Here is a 16,366-nt window from a genome sequence, read left to right on the forward strand (position 1 = left end):
AAAAAGGCCATGGGATCTTCTGTGATCTGCCATGTGAATGCAAGTCTTAGCGGTTTGTTGAGGTGTTGTTATCGGACAGTGGTATTGAATGCCTAATTTCACTAAGGTCTGTTCAAACTGTTGCCTAATAGATATTTCGCACGCCTTAAACGGTTTTAGACTCTAACGCATCATTGAGCTTAGCTATGATGCGATTTTTCTAATGTTTAAGTTTTTCTTTTAAATTCAGCTAATACTTTACGCTTAATTCATCCACCTAAAGTTAAAACTCCGACTATTCTAAATTGGACGTCCTTCGTTGTCAGTGTTTGCTGGAGAGTAGTTTTATGGTGAAGCTTTTAAAAGACTTACGGATTAAACATAAGATGATCGCCCTCGTTGGGGTGATGTTAGTGCTGATCTTGATTTTGTCTGGATTTAGTTTGTTGAAGATGCAGCGTGTATCGGAGGAAATTCAAGCCATTGCAGAAGAGAATCTTCCGTTAGTGAGATTATCAACTGACGTCACCATTAAGCAGCTTGAAAGCTCTGTCATTTTAGAAAAAGCGTTTCGTGCCGCGGACATTGAAACCGCATCGAGCCAGCAAATTTTAGTGGCTTTTATTGCGGATGTTATCAAGCACAATGAAGACATTAGCAAGGAGTTACTCTCGACTCAGTCTATGCTCAATGAGGCATTAAAAGAGGCTGAAAATCCGCAATTACATGAAAAAACTCAGCAGTTAAATCAAGAGATTGGCACTATTATTCAACGTTTTGGTAATTATGAAGCCCTGCTTGCCACTGTGATTACTGGAATACAGCAAAAAGAAGAACCTGCAGCCTTGGCTAAGCGGGTTGAATCTTTAGAGATTGCGCAAAACGAATTTAATACTGAGCTGAGGCAATTCGTTGAGCGTTTAGAGCAAATGACCCAAACTGCGGTTTCTGTGACTGAGGAAGAAGAACTCAGGGCGATTTATGGCTTAACGATTATTTCGATAGTGTCTTTAGTCATAGGATTATTGATTGGCATCGCTTGCAGTCAATACATGGTCAAATCTATCAATCGGTTACGTAATTCTGCCGCCATGATGGAAAAGGGCAACTTTAACCAAGAGTTACGTGTCGATTCCAAGGATGAATTAGGCGAACTTACCGTCAGTATGAATCAAATGGCGTGGACCTTAAGTAAAACTGTTGGCCAAGTGATTGCTCGAAGTGAAGAAATTGCCTCTATGGTGACTGAGCTTAATGCGGTGGCCGAGAATAATCGTGAGGCTATGTTGAGGCAGCAGGATAACACTGACCAAGTCGCCGCTTCTATGACCCAAATGGCAGCAACGATTACTGAAGTGGCGAGTAGTGCAGAAACCGCTTCGTATTCAGCGGGACAAGCCGAGCATAAAGTGAAAGAAAGTTGTGAAGTTGTCGATGCGAGCGAAAAAATCTCGAAGCAGTTGGTTGCCAGCGCCCAGTATTCAAATCAACTTATTCAACAGGTTCAGGCAAGTACGGGAAAAATCCTCAACTTTGTTTCAGTGGTCGATGCGATTGCGGGGCAGACGAACTTATTAGCTTTGAATGCATCGATTGAAGCGGCACGGGCGGGAGATCAAGGTCGTGGTTTTGCTGTCGTTGCCGAAGAAGTGCGGGCATTGGCAACGCGCAGTCAAACGGCCACGCAGGAGATCAGCGATCTTATCCAAACACTCGTGAAAGATGCCAAATCTTCAGTCGAATCCTTCGCCAATAACGATAAGCAAATCAGTGAGTCATCACTGCTCGTTAATCAAGCCAAGCAACACTTATTTGAGATTTTAGATGCGTTGACTGAACTGACTCAGGCTAATACTCAAGTCGCGACCGCCAGTGAGGAGCAAGCCGTGACCGCCGAAGATATTAGTGAGCGCATTAATGCGATTCGTGATTCGGGTGAATTGGTACTCAGCAGCGCTAACGAAACCGCGAAAGCCAGCGAGTCACTGTCTAAGCAGGCGAATTCATTGAGGGAAACGATGCAGCAGTTTAAGGTGCGAGTTGTTTAAATGTATTTGCCCATAATTCAGTGTGCCAACGACTGACAGCGGTTAACTTAACTGCGCCACTTCATCTTAGCTTGAGCCTCATTTGTGTCTTAACTCAATGTGAGGTGTGTGTATCCCCAAACAATTTGAAGATGCAGGATTCAAGTTGTTTGGGATATAGGTCTCTCTTGTTATCCGACACACAATTGCCGTAAAAATGATACTGGTTGTGCAGTGACTTGCAACAAACTGTTGTAATATGTAGCGCTAAATAACGACTAAAAATGTGAATTAAATGAGCATGCGTATTCTTTGGCTTCTTGTGTTAACGCTGAGCATTCTTCCTAGAACCGCTGCAGCATCAGATATTGCGAGCAGTGTTACTGGAGGAGCTAATCGCCTTGCAGACGGCGGTGATTTTGAGCTGGGCATGAGTGTTTACGGAATTAATCAAGTCGATGTTCGGCAAACGGATTCAGGTTCTGCACAGTTGTCGCTGTTAGTCAGTGGCATGTACCAGTACAAAGGGCTGTTTGTTGAGATGATCCATCAATCTCAAGATGGCATTAATTTGGGATTTAATCTTTGGAGCTCAGAGGATTGGTCATTAGAACTGCTATTGGCTAACTTGCAAGGTTCATGGTCCCGTCCTGATGTGGATCCCAGTACGCTGGATGAAGCTGGCCGCAATGCTTATCTACTATCGGAAGATTCTCTCTATATTGGTGCCGGTTTTCGTGCCACACGTTATTGGGGCGATAACTATGTTTTTCAGTATAGGTTAGTATCTGATTATTATGATGATCAAGGTATTCAAAGTTCTGCAAGATTGGGTAAGTCCTGGCAGGTTCGTAATTGGAATTTTCACGTATTGGGGAGCGTAGGTTACTCATCTGCCACCTTGAATCGCTATCTTTTTGGGATCAGTAAGGAAGAAGCCACTGAACGCTTTCCTGAGTATCGGCCGGATAGCTCTTTCAGTTACGGCATGGAGTTAGGAGTTGCTTATCCGCTGAGTGAAAATTTTGTCTTTCGGGCTATGTATCGCTTCAATGTGTTATCCCAAGAAGTGACCGACAGTCCCTTCAATCAAGCGAGTTATACATCGTATTTTAATGCTTCTCTTAGCTATGTATTTTAGGAGGAGGGCATGAACCGATTTAATCCATTGTTAGCGGTAGTGATGCTGAGCGCGCCTTTTTTGGCTTGGAGTCAGGATGATGCCGTTATTTTTACCGCAACCCCAGAACGCTGCATTGCACTGCATAAAGGGCAAACTTGCTATCAAGATGTATTGTTCCGATGGCAGACACCCGCGAGCGGCGAGTACTGCCTCATACTGACAGACCGTCAGCACCAGTTAACCTGTTGGACTGGCAAAGCGTTGCAAGAATATCAATATAGTTTTGAAGGGGATAAAACGGCGACTTTTAGTCTTATCCGTAATGATGATGTGCAACCGCTCGCGCAAGTTAAAGTGGTCGTGACATGGGTTTATAAGGCCCCTAAACAGAGTCAGTCTGGTTGGAGGTTATTCTAATATGTCAGTTGCAAAGCATATCTTAGTCGTAGAGGACGATACCTCACTGGCAGAGTGGATCAGTGATTATTTACTGGATCACGGTTACGGGGTGACGGTTGCCAGCCAAGGCGACTTCGCCTTAGAGATGATAGCCGATGAGATACCTGACTTAGTGCTACTCGACGTGATGATGCCCGTTAAGAATGGCTTCGATGTGTGTAAAGAGGCCAGGGCATTTTATACTGGGCCCATTTTATTTATGACCGCTTGCGTTGAGGACGGCGATGAAATCCGCGGGTTAGATGCCGGTGCTGATGATTACCTCACTAAGCCGATTCGACCGCAGGTGCTGTTAGCGCGGATAAAAGCTCTGTTACGCAGAGTGAGTGATGAGGAGCAAAAGCAGCAATTAGTGTTTGATTCTTTAGTGTTAAATGCGACGGCAAAATCAGTCACCATTGATAAACAACCGCTGGATTTGAATGCCAATGAATTTGATGTCTTGTGGCTGCTGGCATTGAAGGCGGGTACGATAGTGAGCCGGAATGAATTGGTGGCTCAACTGCGGGGCATTGAATACGATGGCCTAGACCGCTCGGTGGATATTCGCATATCGCGCTTACGCAAGAAGTTGCAGGAAGCGTTGAGTCAGCCCTATAAAGTCAAAACCATTCGTGGCAAGGGATATTTGTTTTGCCGCGATGAGGCCGAGCAAGCTTTATGAAGAAGTTAATGACTTCTCTGGTGCTGGTCGTGCTGGTGGCCATTGCCAGCCTAGGCTGGTCGATAAGTGAGTTTGCAACACTTATTGATCCTGATAATGAAACGCCTAGCCCAGCAACTCACCTCGCGGCATTAAAACTGCTGGGCGGTTCACTGGCGCAAACGTTAGATAACGATCCCGCCCCTAATAATGCGTTTATAGACAACTGGAATCAGCGAAATGCAGATCAATTGTCTTTGGTGAATGAAGCAGATTTTGTCTTACCCTCAGCCCTAAAGACAGAGTTTTATTCAGGGGAATCATTATTGCTGGAGTCCGATGATGGCATCTCTTTGCACTATTTATTGCCTAAAACGGGTCAGGTGCTGAATATCAATACCCAGATAGTGACGCCAGCCGATGTGAGTTTTAACGCGAACAAGCTGTATACCATGCTTTTTTATGGCGGTGTGGTGGTGATTTTGTTGGTGTGGGTGTCTCCTTTAATCCGCCAACTGGTTAATCTAAGTAAGGTGACTCAAGCATTTGGTATGGGAGAATTACAGCAGCGAATTGTGGTCAGTAAAGCGTCTTACATAGGCACAATAGAAAGCGAATTCAATCGCATGGCAGATCGTATCCAGCAATTGATCGATGATAATAAATTGCTTAGTCGGGCAGTTTCCCATGATTTAAAAACTCCGATTGCGCGGCTGCGATTTGGTATTGCGGCGTTAGAAGAAACCCAAAGCGCACAACTTAGGGTGAAGTATTTTCAGCGATTGAACCGCGATCTGGACACTATGGAAGAGTTGGTCATGACACTGCTCAGCTATGCCCGCCTCGATGAGGCGAATATCCAACCTGATTGGCAATCTATTGAGCTTAATACTTGGTTGCTGGAAAAGTATCAAGGCCAAGTATACCCAGGGTTTTCAGTGGAACTCATCACCTGCCCAATACCGTTGAACATCAAGACAGATCCTAAGTACTTGTCAATGCAGGTGAATAACTTGCTCAGTAATGCGCAGCGTTTTGGCCGTGCCAATATCCGGCTGATGTTGGCATTGGAAGATGGGATTGCGTTGTTACACGTTGATGATGATGGCCCTGGCATAGATGAACAGGAATCTGCTCAAGTGATTAAACCTTTTGTGCGTGGTCAGCACAGCCGCGGAAATTCCGGTCATGGCATGGGTCTGGCGATTGTCGATAGAATTGGTTGTTGGATGGGGTCCCCATTACGTATTGGCCGTGCTCCTGACTTAGGTGGGGCTCGCATGTCACTAAAATTCAAGGCTGAAGTTTAAAGTTGGGGTTTAATACGATTGGTATAATGCGAGGTTTTAGCCGTTTTTGTCTGTTTCTTTAACATGAGCTGAAGCGAGCAATGCGGCTAAACCTGCGTCATCTAATCTGCTGAGTTGATTTAGAGACAGAGGCAGAATGACTCAACTCACTATACGAATGAGTGCCTAACGAATTGGTGCAGAACAGGGGGATTTATAAATAAAACGCACCAGCCTTGATACCTAACGAGAATCTAGACTGGTGCATTTTTGATGAGCAATTAACTTTTCACATTGACATTGTTAAGTATGTAATCTGTTTCATAGATGCGGGAACTCGCATTTTCTGGCTTGCTATGTAAACCTGTGACTTCGACCATGACAGAGGTTTCTTGATTCATCGTCGAACTCCCCCACAAGATATCCTTACTCGCGCTCGCTCCTACTCCAAACTGGCCAATTGCATCACGATCGGTTTGTTCGTGAGTAAAAGTGAAGTAGTTATAGCCCGCTTGTTTGCATAACTCTGCTGACTTACGCATGACGTACTTTCGGGCCAATGCGCGGTCAGTGTTGGTATTGCCAACAAAGCTTATCTGCCAGCTATCGGGTGCAATCTGTGCGGTTTCAAATCCTTTACCGAAAGACCAAAATTGCTTTTCGGTATCGTAGGAAGTGGCACAAGCTGAAAGCATCAGAGCTAATCCAGCACATAAAAACGTTTTTCTGATAAGTGTCATGGTCTTGTCTCGTCAGGTTGTTTAGAAGCTATAGTTCACGCCAAGGGTAGTAACCCACTGGTTGTTACTGTCTATTAGCGGAGAGTCAGCCATGTTGGCACCTATGTGCGAGTAACCTGTGGCTTGAGTAATATCTAAATGCTTAGTGACTGGAATAACCAAAGCGTAGCCTAGCTTATAGGCAAAGGTGCCGTCGGCTTGATAAGCAGGGCGCTGCGCTGTAGCTTCAGATGATGTCACACCTGTGTAGTAGTTTGCGAAGTCTTTACTGAAGTAGTGCACACCCGCATAAGGCACCAGATCACCGAAGCCTACATTTATTGGATGGTAATAGGTGATATCAGCCTGAAAACCATCATAAATATTGGTGACATCGTGTTGGAATTTGGTCGATAGCGTGCCATTTCCTAAATGAATGTCGGCGTTTAAACCCAGATCGCCACTGAATTTGCGATCCTTCATGCCCGTTAAAATATCCGCATCATCGGCATCAAAGCCTGGATTGGCAACGGCAAAGATACTGAAATTAACGGCACTATCGTTCGTGCCTAAAAAGCGGTAGTTGATGCCGGACAGATCGGCGTTGAAGTCTTCACCGTGGTAGCCGCCATTGAGGTAGGCACCTGTCTGGTGATCTTGACCCTTATAAAACTGACTACCAGTAGCAACACCTGCGCCAGCAAAGAACTGATCTTGATGACTATAGATATTACCGTTACGAATGTAGGTATTGCTTTCAGCAAGAGCGTGGCTTGACATCAAAACACTTGTAATTACAAAGCAAAGTTTTTTCATTTTTTTATCCTTAAGACATCTGTCTAGTGACTGTGATGCCACTATATTTCACTTCTTAAAAGGACTCTGTATCCGAATGTAACCTAGATAAGGTTTGAAAGGAGGATAATCTCTTATTAAACGAGGAGGGATTAGGTTTGTAATAAGGTTTTAAGATTATTAATTTTTAAAATTGATAGCATCAAGAGCGTTTCTTGATGCTATTAGGTCATCGAATTAACCAAGTAGCAGACTAATTCCAAACTTTACACTGATTACAAATAGCGACACCGTTATATAGGTCATGCGTTCTTCTACTTTTACAGATACTGCATGGCTGACCGTCAGCATTTTCATCTAAGATTGCAGCATGTTCTACTTGGGGTATTTCCTGCGGCACTACCTCTGAGCCACAATGTTTACACCTTCGGGCAGCGCATTTTATTTCTTCAGCGCATTCTGGGCAGTCACGATAAAGTGATTTATCTTCTTGAACATTTTCATTTGTGTGTGCTTGAGCCTCATTTTTTGTGATTGCAGGCATACAAGCAACGCAAATAATGCCAATCAATGGACTCACAATAAATGAGATGAAGAACCATAAAACGGCTGATCTGTTTTTACTGGAAGCTATAATTGCAGTGACAAAACATAGCATTAGCCAAAAAAGTATATAGAACATGATAAGGTCCATTTAATCAATTGAGGTGTGATTCTACTGCTGAAAAGCCTATAGCATCAGGTGCATTTACCTGATGCCATAGTTCCACTATTTAACCCGATTATCGACTAAGGGCAAGGTAATCTAAATTGATCGGACAGTTGGTTTAATCGCACTAATAGCTCTGGTGATAAGGTGACTTTTAAACTGTCGATGTTTTCTTTCAGTTGATATAAGTCGGTGGCGCCTATGATATTGGAGCCGACAAACTTACGTGAGTTAACAAAAGCTAACGCCATTTGTGCGGGCGTAAGTTTGAACTCGCGGGCCAAATCGACATAGGCTTTTGTCGCCTCCAGAGCCATTTGCGAACCTGTATAGCGGGCGAAACGCTTAAACAAGGTCAGGCGCGCGCCTTCAGGCCATTGGTCGTTGCAATATTTTCCCGTCAAGGCGCCAAAGGCCAGTGGCGAATAGGCCAGTAATGGCAAGTTTTCGCGGTGACTGATTTCGCTCATGCCGACTTCGAAACTGCGATTAAGCAAGTTATAGGGATTTTGCACACTCACAATACGCGGCAAGCCATGTTTTTCGGCGAGTTGCAGGTATTTCATCAAGCCCCAAGGCGTTTCGTTCGACACCCCGATATAGCGCACTTTACCTTGGCGGATCACTTCTGCGAGCGCTTCTAGGGTCTCGAGGATCGGCGTTTGATGCTCATGCTCTTGTTGATCGTAAAACAGTTCACCAAAGAAGTTGGTATTACGGTCAGGCCAATGGATTTGATAAAGGTCGATAGTGTCTATTTGGAGGCGTGCTAAAGATGCATCGACCGCTTGATGGATGTTGTTCCAGTCCAGCGCCATATTTTTGCGAATGTAATCACTTTTACCCCCCGGTGCGGCAATTTTAGTGGCGATAACTAAGTCGTCTCGGTTACCGCGGGCCTTAATATATTGCCCTAGGATACGCTCGGTTTCCCCTTGGGTCTCCGGCTTAGGTGGTACGGGATACATTTCCGCCGTATCGATAAAGTTGATGCCATTGCCTATGGCGTAGTCCAGCTGTGCAAACGCTTCGGCTTGGGTATTTTGTTCGCCCCAAGTCATAGTGCCCAAACAAATTTTACTGACCTCAAGATTAGAATGCGGTATGCGTCTGTATTCCATCTATTTCTCCTACGGAAACTCTCTTAGTTTGAGGCTACCAAGCTTTTGCTGTAAAGCAAAGGTTAAACCATAGGTTGAAATGTTAGTGCGCTAAAAATAGCCAGCAAGTTTAGCCATCCTGCCCCATTTTGAGGCATGCCATTGGTTGAAGTTTGTTCGCTGAGTTGCTCTTTTAACGGTTTTAGCGCTTTACTGCACTGAAATGGAGATTTTTGCTTATTTTTGTGAACCTTAGGTACTACTAAATCAGTAATGACGTATTTATGAATAAATTGTTATAAAACTACATTTGCAGATTGCAGTAAGTAAGGATGTGAATCTGTGTCACAAAATTGCGTAAATTTACGTATCTAACTTACGAATTTGCAGCGGAATGTGACGCCAATATCGGAATCTGCGTTAACAAATCTCTACCCTAAATTTATCTAAAAATTTTTCATGGTTGATATTTGTGATGGCAGATTTTTCAAACCAAATTGTAACGATCAAAAAAGGCCTCGACTTGCCGATTGTTGGTGAGCCGCGACAGGTCATTGAACTCGGTGCTAAGCCATCCCAAGTGGCTGTTCTGGGAGAAGAATTCGTTGGGCTTAAGCCGACGATGTTGGTCGAAGAGGGTGATTTTGTTCAAAAGGGCCAAGCCCTATTTGAAGACAAAAAAACGCCTGGTGTGTTGTTCACTGCACCCGCTAGTGGCCAAGTCGTAGCGATTAACCGCGGCGAGCGTCGAATTCTACAATCAGTCGTCATTCGTTGTGATGACGGTGAAAACCGCGATGGGCAGATTTCTTTCGATATCCATCAAGACATCGCCGCTCTCCCTCGACCAACCGTTCAAGACCTGTTGGTGAAGAGTGGTCTATGGACTGCCCTGCGTACTCGGCCTTTCTCGCGCGTGCCTGCGCTCGATAGCACGCCAGCAGGTATTTTCGTCACCGCTATCGATACTAATCCATTGGCCGCTGATCCGCGTTTGATCATCGCCGAGCAAACCGAAGCTTTTAAAGCTGGCTTGCTGGTGTTGAGCCGTTTAACCGAAGGCAAGGTTTACCTGTGCCAGGATAAGGGCGAAGCGATTGTTAAAGAAGCATTACCACAACTTGAGGTGCGCCGTTTTGATGGTGTTCATCCTGCGGGTTTAGTGGGCACTCATATTCACTTTACTTTGCCAGTGAGTTTAGAGCGTCAGGTATGGCATATCGGTTATCAAGATGTGATTGCCTACGGCAAGTTATTCCAAACCGGTGAGTTGTATACCGACCGCATCGTCGCCTTAGGTGGCCCGAGCGTGCTCAACCCGCGTTTACTGCGCACTCAATTGGGCGCTGAGCTAAGTGCCTTAGTGAGTGATGAAATCAAACCTGGCCATAACCGCGTGGTATCGGGATCTGTGTTATCTGGCCATACCGCGGCGGGCGTACATGACTTTTTAGGCCGATTCCACAACCAAGTATCAGTGTTGAGCGAAGATTCGCAGCACCATGTTCTCCCTTGGGTGCGCGGTGGTTCTGACAAATTCTCCATCACTCGTGCCGTAACATCACGTCTGTTTGGTGCGACTAAATTGTTCGAGTTTACGACTCATCAGGGCGGTTCTGCTCGCGCCATGATGGCTTTTGGTCAGTTAGATCGCGTGATGCCACTGGATATTTTACCCACCTTACTCGTTCGAGACTTAGTGGTGCGTGATACCGACGAGGCGCAAGCCTTAGGTGCATTGGAGTTAGATGAAGAAGATCTGGCGCTGTGTACCTTCGTATGTCCCGGCAAATATGACTTTGGTAAAGAATTACGTGCCTGTCTAGATGTTATTGAGAGGGAAGGTTAATGACCAAACAAGTGAAAAAACCTGATTTACAGGACGCCTCTGATTTACAACAAGAGTACTACGCAACGGGTAAGTCGATGAAGGGCTTTTTGCGCTCACTCGTCATTGCCAATGGTCGTAGCACTAAGGGCCAAGTGCATGTGCGTGACGCGATTGACGTGAAACGTACCATGACGCTAGTCGGTTTGTGTTTACTGCCCGCCATTTTATTCGGTCTATATAACATTGGCCTACAGGCACAGCTTGCGCTCGCGGGCGGATTATCGACGCCAGATATTTGGAAGTTAGAAATCTTTAATACCCTGTTTGGCAGCCTTAGCCAAGACACTGGGATATTAGGTTTATTCCTCTATGGTCTTAGCTTTTATCTGCCGATTTACCTGACAGCACTGCTCACCAGTTTGTTTTGGGAAGTGGTGTTTGCGCGGGTTCGTGGTCAAGAGTTGCACGAAGGCTTCTTCGTGACGGCCCTGCTGTTTACCTTAATCTTGCCAGTATCAACACCGTTGTGGCTGGTGGCCATGGGGATTTCCTTTGGTGTGGTCGTGGCTAAAGAGCTATTTGGTGGCATGGGATATAACTTCCTTAACCCTGCGCTGGCGGGCTTGGCTTTTATCTACTTCGCCTATCCATCTGAAGTTTCAACCATTAAACAGCTCGTTGCCGTTGATGGTTTCTCTGGTGCAACAGCGCTGGCACAAACCGCCGCGGGCAAGTTGAGTTTTGCCGATTACTCTTGGTTTAGCGCCTTTAGCGATCCTAACTGGTGGAACAACTTTTTTGGCTTTACCGTGGGCGCGATTGGCGAAACCAGCACCTTAGCGATTTTGATCGGCGGTTCATTATTGCTGATCAGCCGCTTAGCGGATTGGCGCATTGTGCTCGGTGTGTTGCTGGGCATGATAGCGACAGCAACGCTGTGTAATTACATCGGTTCTAGCAGCAATCAAATGATGGCAATGCCGTGGACTTGGCATCTTGTCACTGGCGGTTTTGCGCTGGCGATGATGTTTATGGCCACCGATCCTGTAACCACTTCGTACACTCGCCAAGGCAAGTTTGCCTACGGTGCTTTGATTGGTTTTATGACTGTGCTTATCCGTGTCGCTAACCCCAAAATGCCTGAGGGCGTGATGTTAGCCATTCTGTTCGCCAACCTTTGGGCGCCGCTGTTCGATTATCTGGTGGCCCGCGCCAACATCAAACGGAGATTAAAACGTCATGGTATTTAAGAAAGATACTGTGGTGGGGACCATGATCTTCACCATCACGCTCTGCCTCCTGTGCTCTTTTATGATCACAGGCACAGCAGGCATATTGAAAGAACGTAAAGTCGCCAAAAAACGTGACGAAGTGCAGCGCTATGTGTTGATGGCCGCCGATGTGAACTTAGGTCAGGGCAATGAGTTTAGAGAGATTTTTGCTAAATCCGTTAAGCCATTATTGATCAACTTAGATACAGGCAAGGTGGACTCAGACGCTAACGTCCTCGATTTCGATGAGCGTATGGCGGCAATTAATCCTGAGACTTCAAGTGCGCCGAAAAAAGATATCGCCAAGATTAAAACCCGTGCGAACGATGCCCGCGTGTTTAAAGTGCTCGATGCCAACGGCAAGTTAGACAGCGTGGTTGTGCCTTTCTACGGTAAAGGTCTGTGGTCGATGATCTACGGTTATGTGGCGGTTGAACCCGATTTCAACACCATTAAAGGGCTAGTCGTGTACGAACACGGTGAAACCCCTGGTATCGGCGACTTTGTGACCGATCCCCATTGGTTATCGTTGTGGAAGGGTAAGCAATTATTTGATGAAAAAGGCAAATTTGCGATACGTCTTGTAAAGGGTGGCGTTAAAGAAGGCGATCTTCACGGTGTGGATGCGGTGAGTGGCGCGACCATGACGGGCCGCGGCGTGCAGCGCGCAATGGAGTTTTGGTTTGGCGTTGAAGGTTTTCAAACCTTCTTCAATCAGCTGAAAGCGACGGCCACGCAGGGTGAATTGCAAGGTGAGTTGGGAGAGGCAAAATGAGCAACACTTTATCCATGCGTGACATGTTAACGGGGCCAGTGTTTGCCAATAACCCCGTCGCGATGCAAGTGCTGGGCGTATGTTCGGCACTGGCGGTCAGTAACTCAATGCAAACCGCTGTGGTGATGACACTGGCAGTGACCTTTGTGTTGGTGTTTTCTAACCTGATTATCTCTGCCATCCGTAACTTTATCCCGACCAGTGTGCGGATTATCGCGCAGATGACGGTTATCGCCTCCTTAGTGATTATCGTCGACATGGTTCTGCAGGATGTAGCCTATGAGTTATCTAAGCAACTTTCTGTATTCGTTGGGTTAATTATCACTAACTGTATCATCATGGGCCGTGCAGAAGCCTTCGCCATGAAGTATCCACCGCATTTAGCGGTCGTCGATGCGCTTGGTAATGCGACAGGTTATGGCTTGATTTTGATCAGCGTCGCCTTTGTACGCGAGCTGTTAGGGACGGGGAATTTATTCGGTCACCCTGTGTTTACCACCATCGAGAATGGTGGCTGGTACTTGCCAAACGAGATGTTCAAGTTACCACCGAGCGCCTTCTTCCTGATTGGTGTGTTGATCTGGACTATCAATGTGATCCAGCGGAAACGGGGTTAAGGAGCAGATATGGAACACTATATAAATCTATTTTTGCAGGCCACTTTTATCGACAACATGGCGCTGTCGTTCTTCTTGGGCATGTGTACTTTCTTGGCCGTGTCTAAAAAGGTGTCAACCGCCTTTGGTCTAGGTGTCGCTGTGATTGTGGTGATGACCTTAGCCGTGCCGTTAAACCAGCTGATTTACGTCAAAGTGCTCGCACCTGGCGCACTGTCTTGGGCGGGATTACCCGGTATCGATTTAAGTTACCTGCAACTGATCACTTTCATTGGTGTGATTGCGGCGTTAGTGCAAATCCTTGAAATGTTTTTGGATAAGTACATTCCTAGCCTGTATGACTCCCTTGGGATCTTCTTACCTTTGCTCACAGTGAACTGCGCGATTTTTGCCGGGGTGATCTTTATGGCGAACCGTGATTACAACTTCGGTGAGTCAGTGGTGTTTGCGATGGGCTCGGGTCTTGGTTGGGCGGTGGCGATTGTACTGCTGGCGGGACTGCGCGAAAGAATGAAATTCAACGCGATTCCCGAAGGCTTACAAGGTATTGGTATCACCTTTATTACTACAGGCTTGATGGCGCTGGGCTTTATGTCTTTCTCAGGGATCTCGCTGTAAAGCTACAGTAGGCGAGCCAAGAATTGAGAAAGTGAAACCAGATTCTTTTTAGAAAAGAGCTAGAAAAGGGTAATACGATGGAAATGGCAATTGGCATAGGCATGTTCACGCTAGTGGTCTGTCTATTGGTGATAGTGATTCTAATCGCCAAAAAGAAATTAGTGGCTACGGGTGAAGTGACAATCAGCATCAACGAAGATGCCGAAAAAAGCATTCAAGTTGCCGCGGGTGATAAGTTACTCGGCGCTTTGGCGAGTCAGAGTATTTTTATTCCGTCGGCCTGTGGTGGCGGCGGAACCTGTGGTCAGTGCCGAGTGAAAATCAAATCGGGCGGCGGTGACATTCTGCCGACTGAAATGGGCCATATCACCAAGAAAGAGGCTAAAGAAGGTTGTCGTCTCGCCTGCCAAGTCTCAGTGAAAACCGATATGGAACTTGAACTCGACGAAGAAATCTTTGGGGTGAAGAAGTGGCAATGTCAGGTGATCTCTAATGATAACAAGGCGACTTTTATCAAGGAGTTATTGCTTGAGTTACCCGAAGGTGAAGATGTTCGCTTTAAAGCAGGGGGTTATATTCAAATTGAAGCGCCAGCCCATGTGGTGAAATACGCTGACTTTGATATTCCTGAAAAATACCGTGGCGATTGGGACAAATACGGTCTGTTTGACATTGTCTCTACCGTTAATGAAGAAGTGTTGCGCGCTTACTCTATGGCCAACTATCCCGATGAAAAGGGCCGCATTATGCTGAACGTGCGGATTGCGACGCCGCCATCGGCCAATGTGCCAGCGGGCAAGATGTCATCTTACATCTTCAACCTGAAAGCGGGCGATACAGTGACCATTTCAGGGCCATTCGGTGAGTTCTTTGTGAAGGAAACCGATGCAGAAATGGTGTTTATCGGTGGCGGTGCAGGCATGGCACCTATGCGTTCACACATTTTCGATCAGCTTAAGAGTAAGAAAACCACACGTAAAATGAGCTTCTGGTACGGCGCACGTTCGACCCGTGAAGTGTTTTACCAAGCGGATTTCGATGCCCTAGCGGCCGAGAATGACAACTTCGTTTGGCATGTGGCGTTATCTGAGCCATTGCCTGAGGATAATTGGACTGGCTACACTGGCTTTATTCATAATGTGATTTATGAGAATTATCTTAAAAATCATAAGGCACCAGAAGACTGCGAGTACTACATGTGTGGTCCTCCAATCATGAACTCTTCAGTGATTAAGATGCTTGAAAGCCTAGGCGTTGAACCAGAAAATATCCTACTCGATGACTTTGGTGATTAGGTTGTAAGTGAGTAATAAAAAATCGCGTTAGGCCCAGCTTAACGCGATTTTTGTTTATAGGGCTTTTTATCATTTCGCAGTTTTTAGCTTTCGCATTTTGATGCTATTTAGCACCTCACCTAGCTAAAGGATTTGCCGCCGTGGCGGGTTAAATAGCTCACCATGCGCTCACTCTCAGCGGTATAGCATCCCATGCGAAACTCACCCTGCCAGTAAGCAATATCGAGCGGATGATACCCCTGCGAGTTTGGATGATTCACATCGGCCCCCGCATCCACCAATAATTTGAGCAGTTCAAAAGACTGCAACTCACAGGCATGCAAGAGTGCCGTCATCCCGCCATCGTCCACGCCTTCAAGATCAGCGTCATTGGCAATAATGCGCTTAACAGCAAGCGTATCTTTGGCTTTAACCGCATCGATGAGTTCAGTGCTCATTTGATCGCTATTTAACCTCATCCAAAGGATTTAATTTAAGTGGATTTAGTCTAGGTTTCTTTAACTTGTGGGCGAAACTCCATAAGCTGAGTAGCATATACCTAAATGCTTATGTCTACAGGTATAACTTATCATGGATGTAATAGTTGTAGGATAGGAGGCTTGTTTGAAAAAGTTAGCAGTAGTATCACTTATCTGTTTCTCCCTCTGCGCATGCTCTTCACTCAATGAAGTTAAATTGGATTCTCAATCGGTATCCAGCTACATAGGTGAAAAGGTCAAAGTCACCACAATATCTGGCGAACAAATGGAATTTCAAGTCGAAAGTGCAACGGAACAGCAGATCGAGGGAGAAGGGCAACTAGTCAAAATTGAAGATATACAGACGTTGGAAGTTGAGGAGTTTAGCCCACTAAAATCGATATCACTTTCTGCAGGCTTATATATGTTAGGTGCGATAATTATTACTATTGTCGTTTTATAGCCATTTTGAATGTGTATTCGCTGCAACTTGAGATATTCAGTCTACAAACTGGGGAAGACTGCCACTTGGTTTATACTGTTCGGATTAGCTTCGTCGCCCTAGGTATCACTTTGTTGTGTCATTTTTATATGGAATATTTCCTTTATAATTCAATTGTAAAGATTAAATTGTATTATCCATAAAAAGCGCTTGTGA

General features: G+C 45.7%; 17 protein-coding genes. 12 read left to right on the plus strand and 5 right to left on the minus strand.

Features of this window, described 5'->3' with window-relative positions; all coding sequences use genetic code 11:
• The first annotated feature begins 326 nt into the window (after positions 1 to 326).
• The 5 genes from HUB64_RS14950 (at position 327) to HUB64_RS14970 (ending at position 5,541) form a co-directional block, all read left to right on the plus strand.
• The gene (locus tag HUB64_RS14950) at positions 327 to 2,027 is read left to right on the plus strand and encodes a methyl-accepting chemotaxis protein (RefSeq protein ID WP_173497301.1); all 1,701 of its coding nucleotides are present in this window, start codon (positions 327 to 329) and stop codon (positions 2,025 to 2,027) included.
• 280 nt (positions 2,028 to 2,307) lie between these two features.
• Positions 2,308 to 3,147, plus strand: a complete 840-nt coding sequence (locus tag HUB64_RS14955) for a MipA/OmpV family protein (protein WP_173497927.1) — start codon at positions 2,308 to 2,310, stop codon at positions 3,145 to 3,147.
• A 9-nt stretch (positions 3,148 to 3,156) separates the two neighbouring features.
• Complete coding sequence (locus HUB64_RS14960; RefSeq protein WP_173497302.1) at positions 3,157 to 3,546, plus strand: DUF3019 domain-containing protein; 390 nt, start codon at positions 3,157 to 3,159, stop codon at positions 3,544 to 3,546.
• Between the two features lies 1 nt (position 3,547).
• On the plus strand, positions 3,548 to 4,252 hold the full coding sequence (locus tag HUB64_RS14965; RefSeq protein ID WP_173497303.1) for a response regulator transcription factor: 705 nt from the start codon (positions 3,548 to 3,550) through the stop codon (positions 4,250 to 4,252).
• Complete coding sequence (locus tag HUB64_RS14970; RefSeq protein ID WP_173497304.1) at positions 4,249 to 5,541, plus strand: ATP-binding protein; 1,293 nt, start codon at positions 4,249 to 4,251, stop codon at positions 5,539 to 5,541. The genes HUB64_RS14965 and HUB64_RS14970 overlap by 4 nt, the downstream gene beginning before the upstream one ends.
• A gap of 260 nt (positions 5,542 to 5,801) precedes the next feature.
• Here HUB64_RS14970 and HUB64_RS14975 read toward each other — a convergent pair whose 3' ends face one another.
• The 4 genes from HUB64_RS14975 to HUB64_RS14990 all read right to left on the minus strand — a co-directional run bounded on the left by HUB64_RS14975 (position 5,802) and on the right by HUB64_RS14990 (position 8,864).
• On the minus strand, positions 5,802 to 6,260 hold the full coding sequence (locus HUB64_RS14975; protein ID WP_028761861.1) for a hypothetical protein: 459 nt from the start codon (positions 6,258 to 6,260) through the stop codon (positions 5,802 to 5,804).
• Between the two features lie 21 nt (positions 6,261 to 6,281).
• On the minus strand, positions 6,282 to 7,055 hold the full coding sequence (ompV, locus tag HUB64_RS14980; protein WP_168824821.1) for an outer membrane protein OmpV: 774 nt from the start codon (positions 7,053 to 7,055) through the stop codon (positions 6,282 to 6,284).
• Between the two features lie 232 nt (positions 7,056 to 7,287).
• Positions 7,288 to 7,716 (minus strand): hypothetical protein, encoded by a 429-nt coding sequence (locus HUB64_RS14985; protein ID WP_173246641.1) that lies wholly within the window; start codon positions 7,714 to 7,716, stop codon positions 7,288 to 7,290.
• 107 nt (positions 7,717 to 7,823) lie between these two features.
• Entirely contained in the window at positions 7,824 to 8,864 is a 1,041-nt protein-coding gene (locus tag HUB64_RS14990; RefSeq protein WP_105250120.1) for an NADP(H)-dependent aldo-keto reductase, read from the minus strand.
• Positions 8,865 to 9,318: 454 nt separating this feature from the next.
• Here HUB64_RS14990 and HUB64_RS14995 point away from each other — a divergent pair, with 454 nt between their 5' ends.
• The 6 genes from HUB64_RS14995 to nqrF all read left to right on the plus strand — a co-directional run bounded on the left by HUB64_RS14995 (position 9,319) and on the right by nqrF (position 15,250).
• Positions 9,319 to 10,692, plus strand: a complete 1,374-nt coding sequence (locus HUB64_RS14995; RefSeq protein WP_173497305.1) for a Na(+)-translocating NADH-quinone reductase subunit A — start codon at positions 9,319 to 9,321, stop codon at positions 10,690 to 10,692.
• Entirely contained in the window at positions 10,692 to 11,924 is a 1,233-nt protein-coding gene (locus tag HUB64_RS15000) for an NADH:ubiquinone reductase (Na(+)-transporting) subunit B (RefSeq protein WP_028759366.1), read from the plus strand. The genes HUB64_RS14995 and HUB64_RS15000 overlap by 1 nt, the downstream gene beginning before the upstream one ends.
• A complete protein-coding gene (locus HUB64_RS15005; protein ID WP_173497306.1) occupies positions 11,914 to 12,720 on the plus strand; it encodes a Na(+)-translocating NADH-quinone reductase subunit C in 807 nt (268 codons plus the stop codon). Before HUB64_RS15000 ends, HUB64_RS15005 begins: the two co-directional genes overlap by 11 nt.
• On the plus strand, positions 12,717 to 13,337 hold the full coding sequence (locus tag HUB64_RS15010; protein ID WP_028761892.1) for an NADH:ubiquinone reductase (Na(+)-transporting) subunit D: 621 nt from the start codon (positions 12,717 to 12,719) through the stop codon (positions 13,335 to 13,337). The genes HUB64_RS15005 and HUB64_RS15010 overlap by 4 nt, the downstream gene beginning before the upstream one ends.
• A 9-nt stretch (positions 13,338 to 13,346) precedes the next feature.
• A complete protein-coding gene (gene nqrE, locus HUB64_RS15015; RefSeq protein WP_105250116.1) occupies positions 13,347 to 13,955 on the plus strand; it encodes an NADH:ubiquinone reductase (Na(+)-transporting) subunit E in 609 nt (202 codons plus the stop codon).
• A 77-nt stretch (positions 13,956 to 14,032) separates the two neighbouring features.
• Positions 14,033 to 15,250, plus strand: a complete 1,218-nt coding sequence (gene nqrF / locus HUB64_RS15020) for an NADH:ubiquinone reductase (Na(+)-transporting) subunit F (protein ID WP_105250115.1) — start codon at positions 14,033 to 14,035, stop codon at positions 15,248 to 15,250.
• 119 nt (positions 15,251 to 15,369) lie between these two features.
• On the opposite strand, the gene HUB64_RS15025 is transcribed toward nqrF, so the two are convergent.
• Positions 15,370 to 15,687, minus strand: a complete 318-nt coding sequence (locus tag HUB64_RS15025; protein WP_254451428.1) for an ankyrin repeat domain-containing protein — start codon at positions 15,685 to 15,687, stop codon at positions 15,370 to 15,372.
• 166 nt (positions 15,688 to 15,853) lie between these two features.
• Between HUB64_RS15025 and HUB64_RS15030 the strand changes: the two genes are divergently transcribed.
• Positions 15,854 to 16,171, plus strand: coding sequence for a hypothetical protein (locus HUB64_RS15030; protein WP_173497308.1), 318 nt, complete (start codon positions 15,854 to 15,856; stop codon positions 16,169 to 16,171).
• Positions 16,172 to 16,366: the final 195 nt, after the last annotated feature.

The sequence above is a fragment of the Shewanella sp. ISTPL2 genome (assembly GCF_013283205.1).
In the GTDB taxonomy this organism is placed as follows: domain Bacteria; phylum Pseudomonadota; class Gammaproteobacteria; order Enterobacterales; family Shewanellaceae; genus Shewanella; species Shewanella oncorhynchi.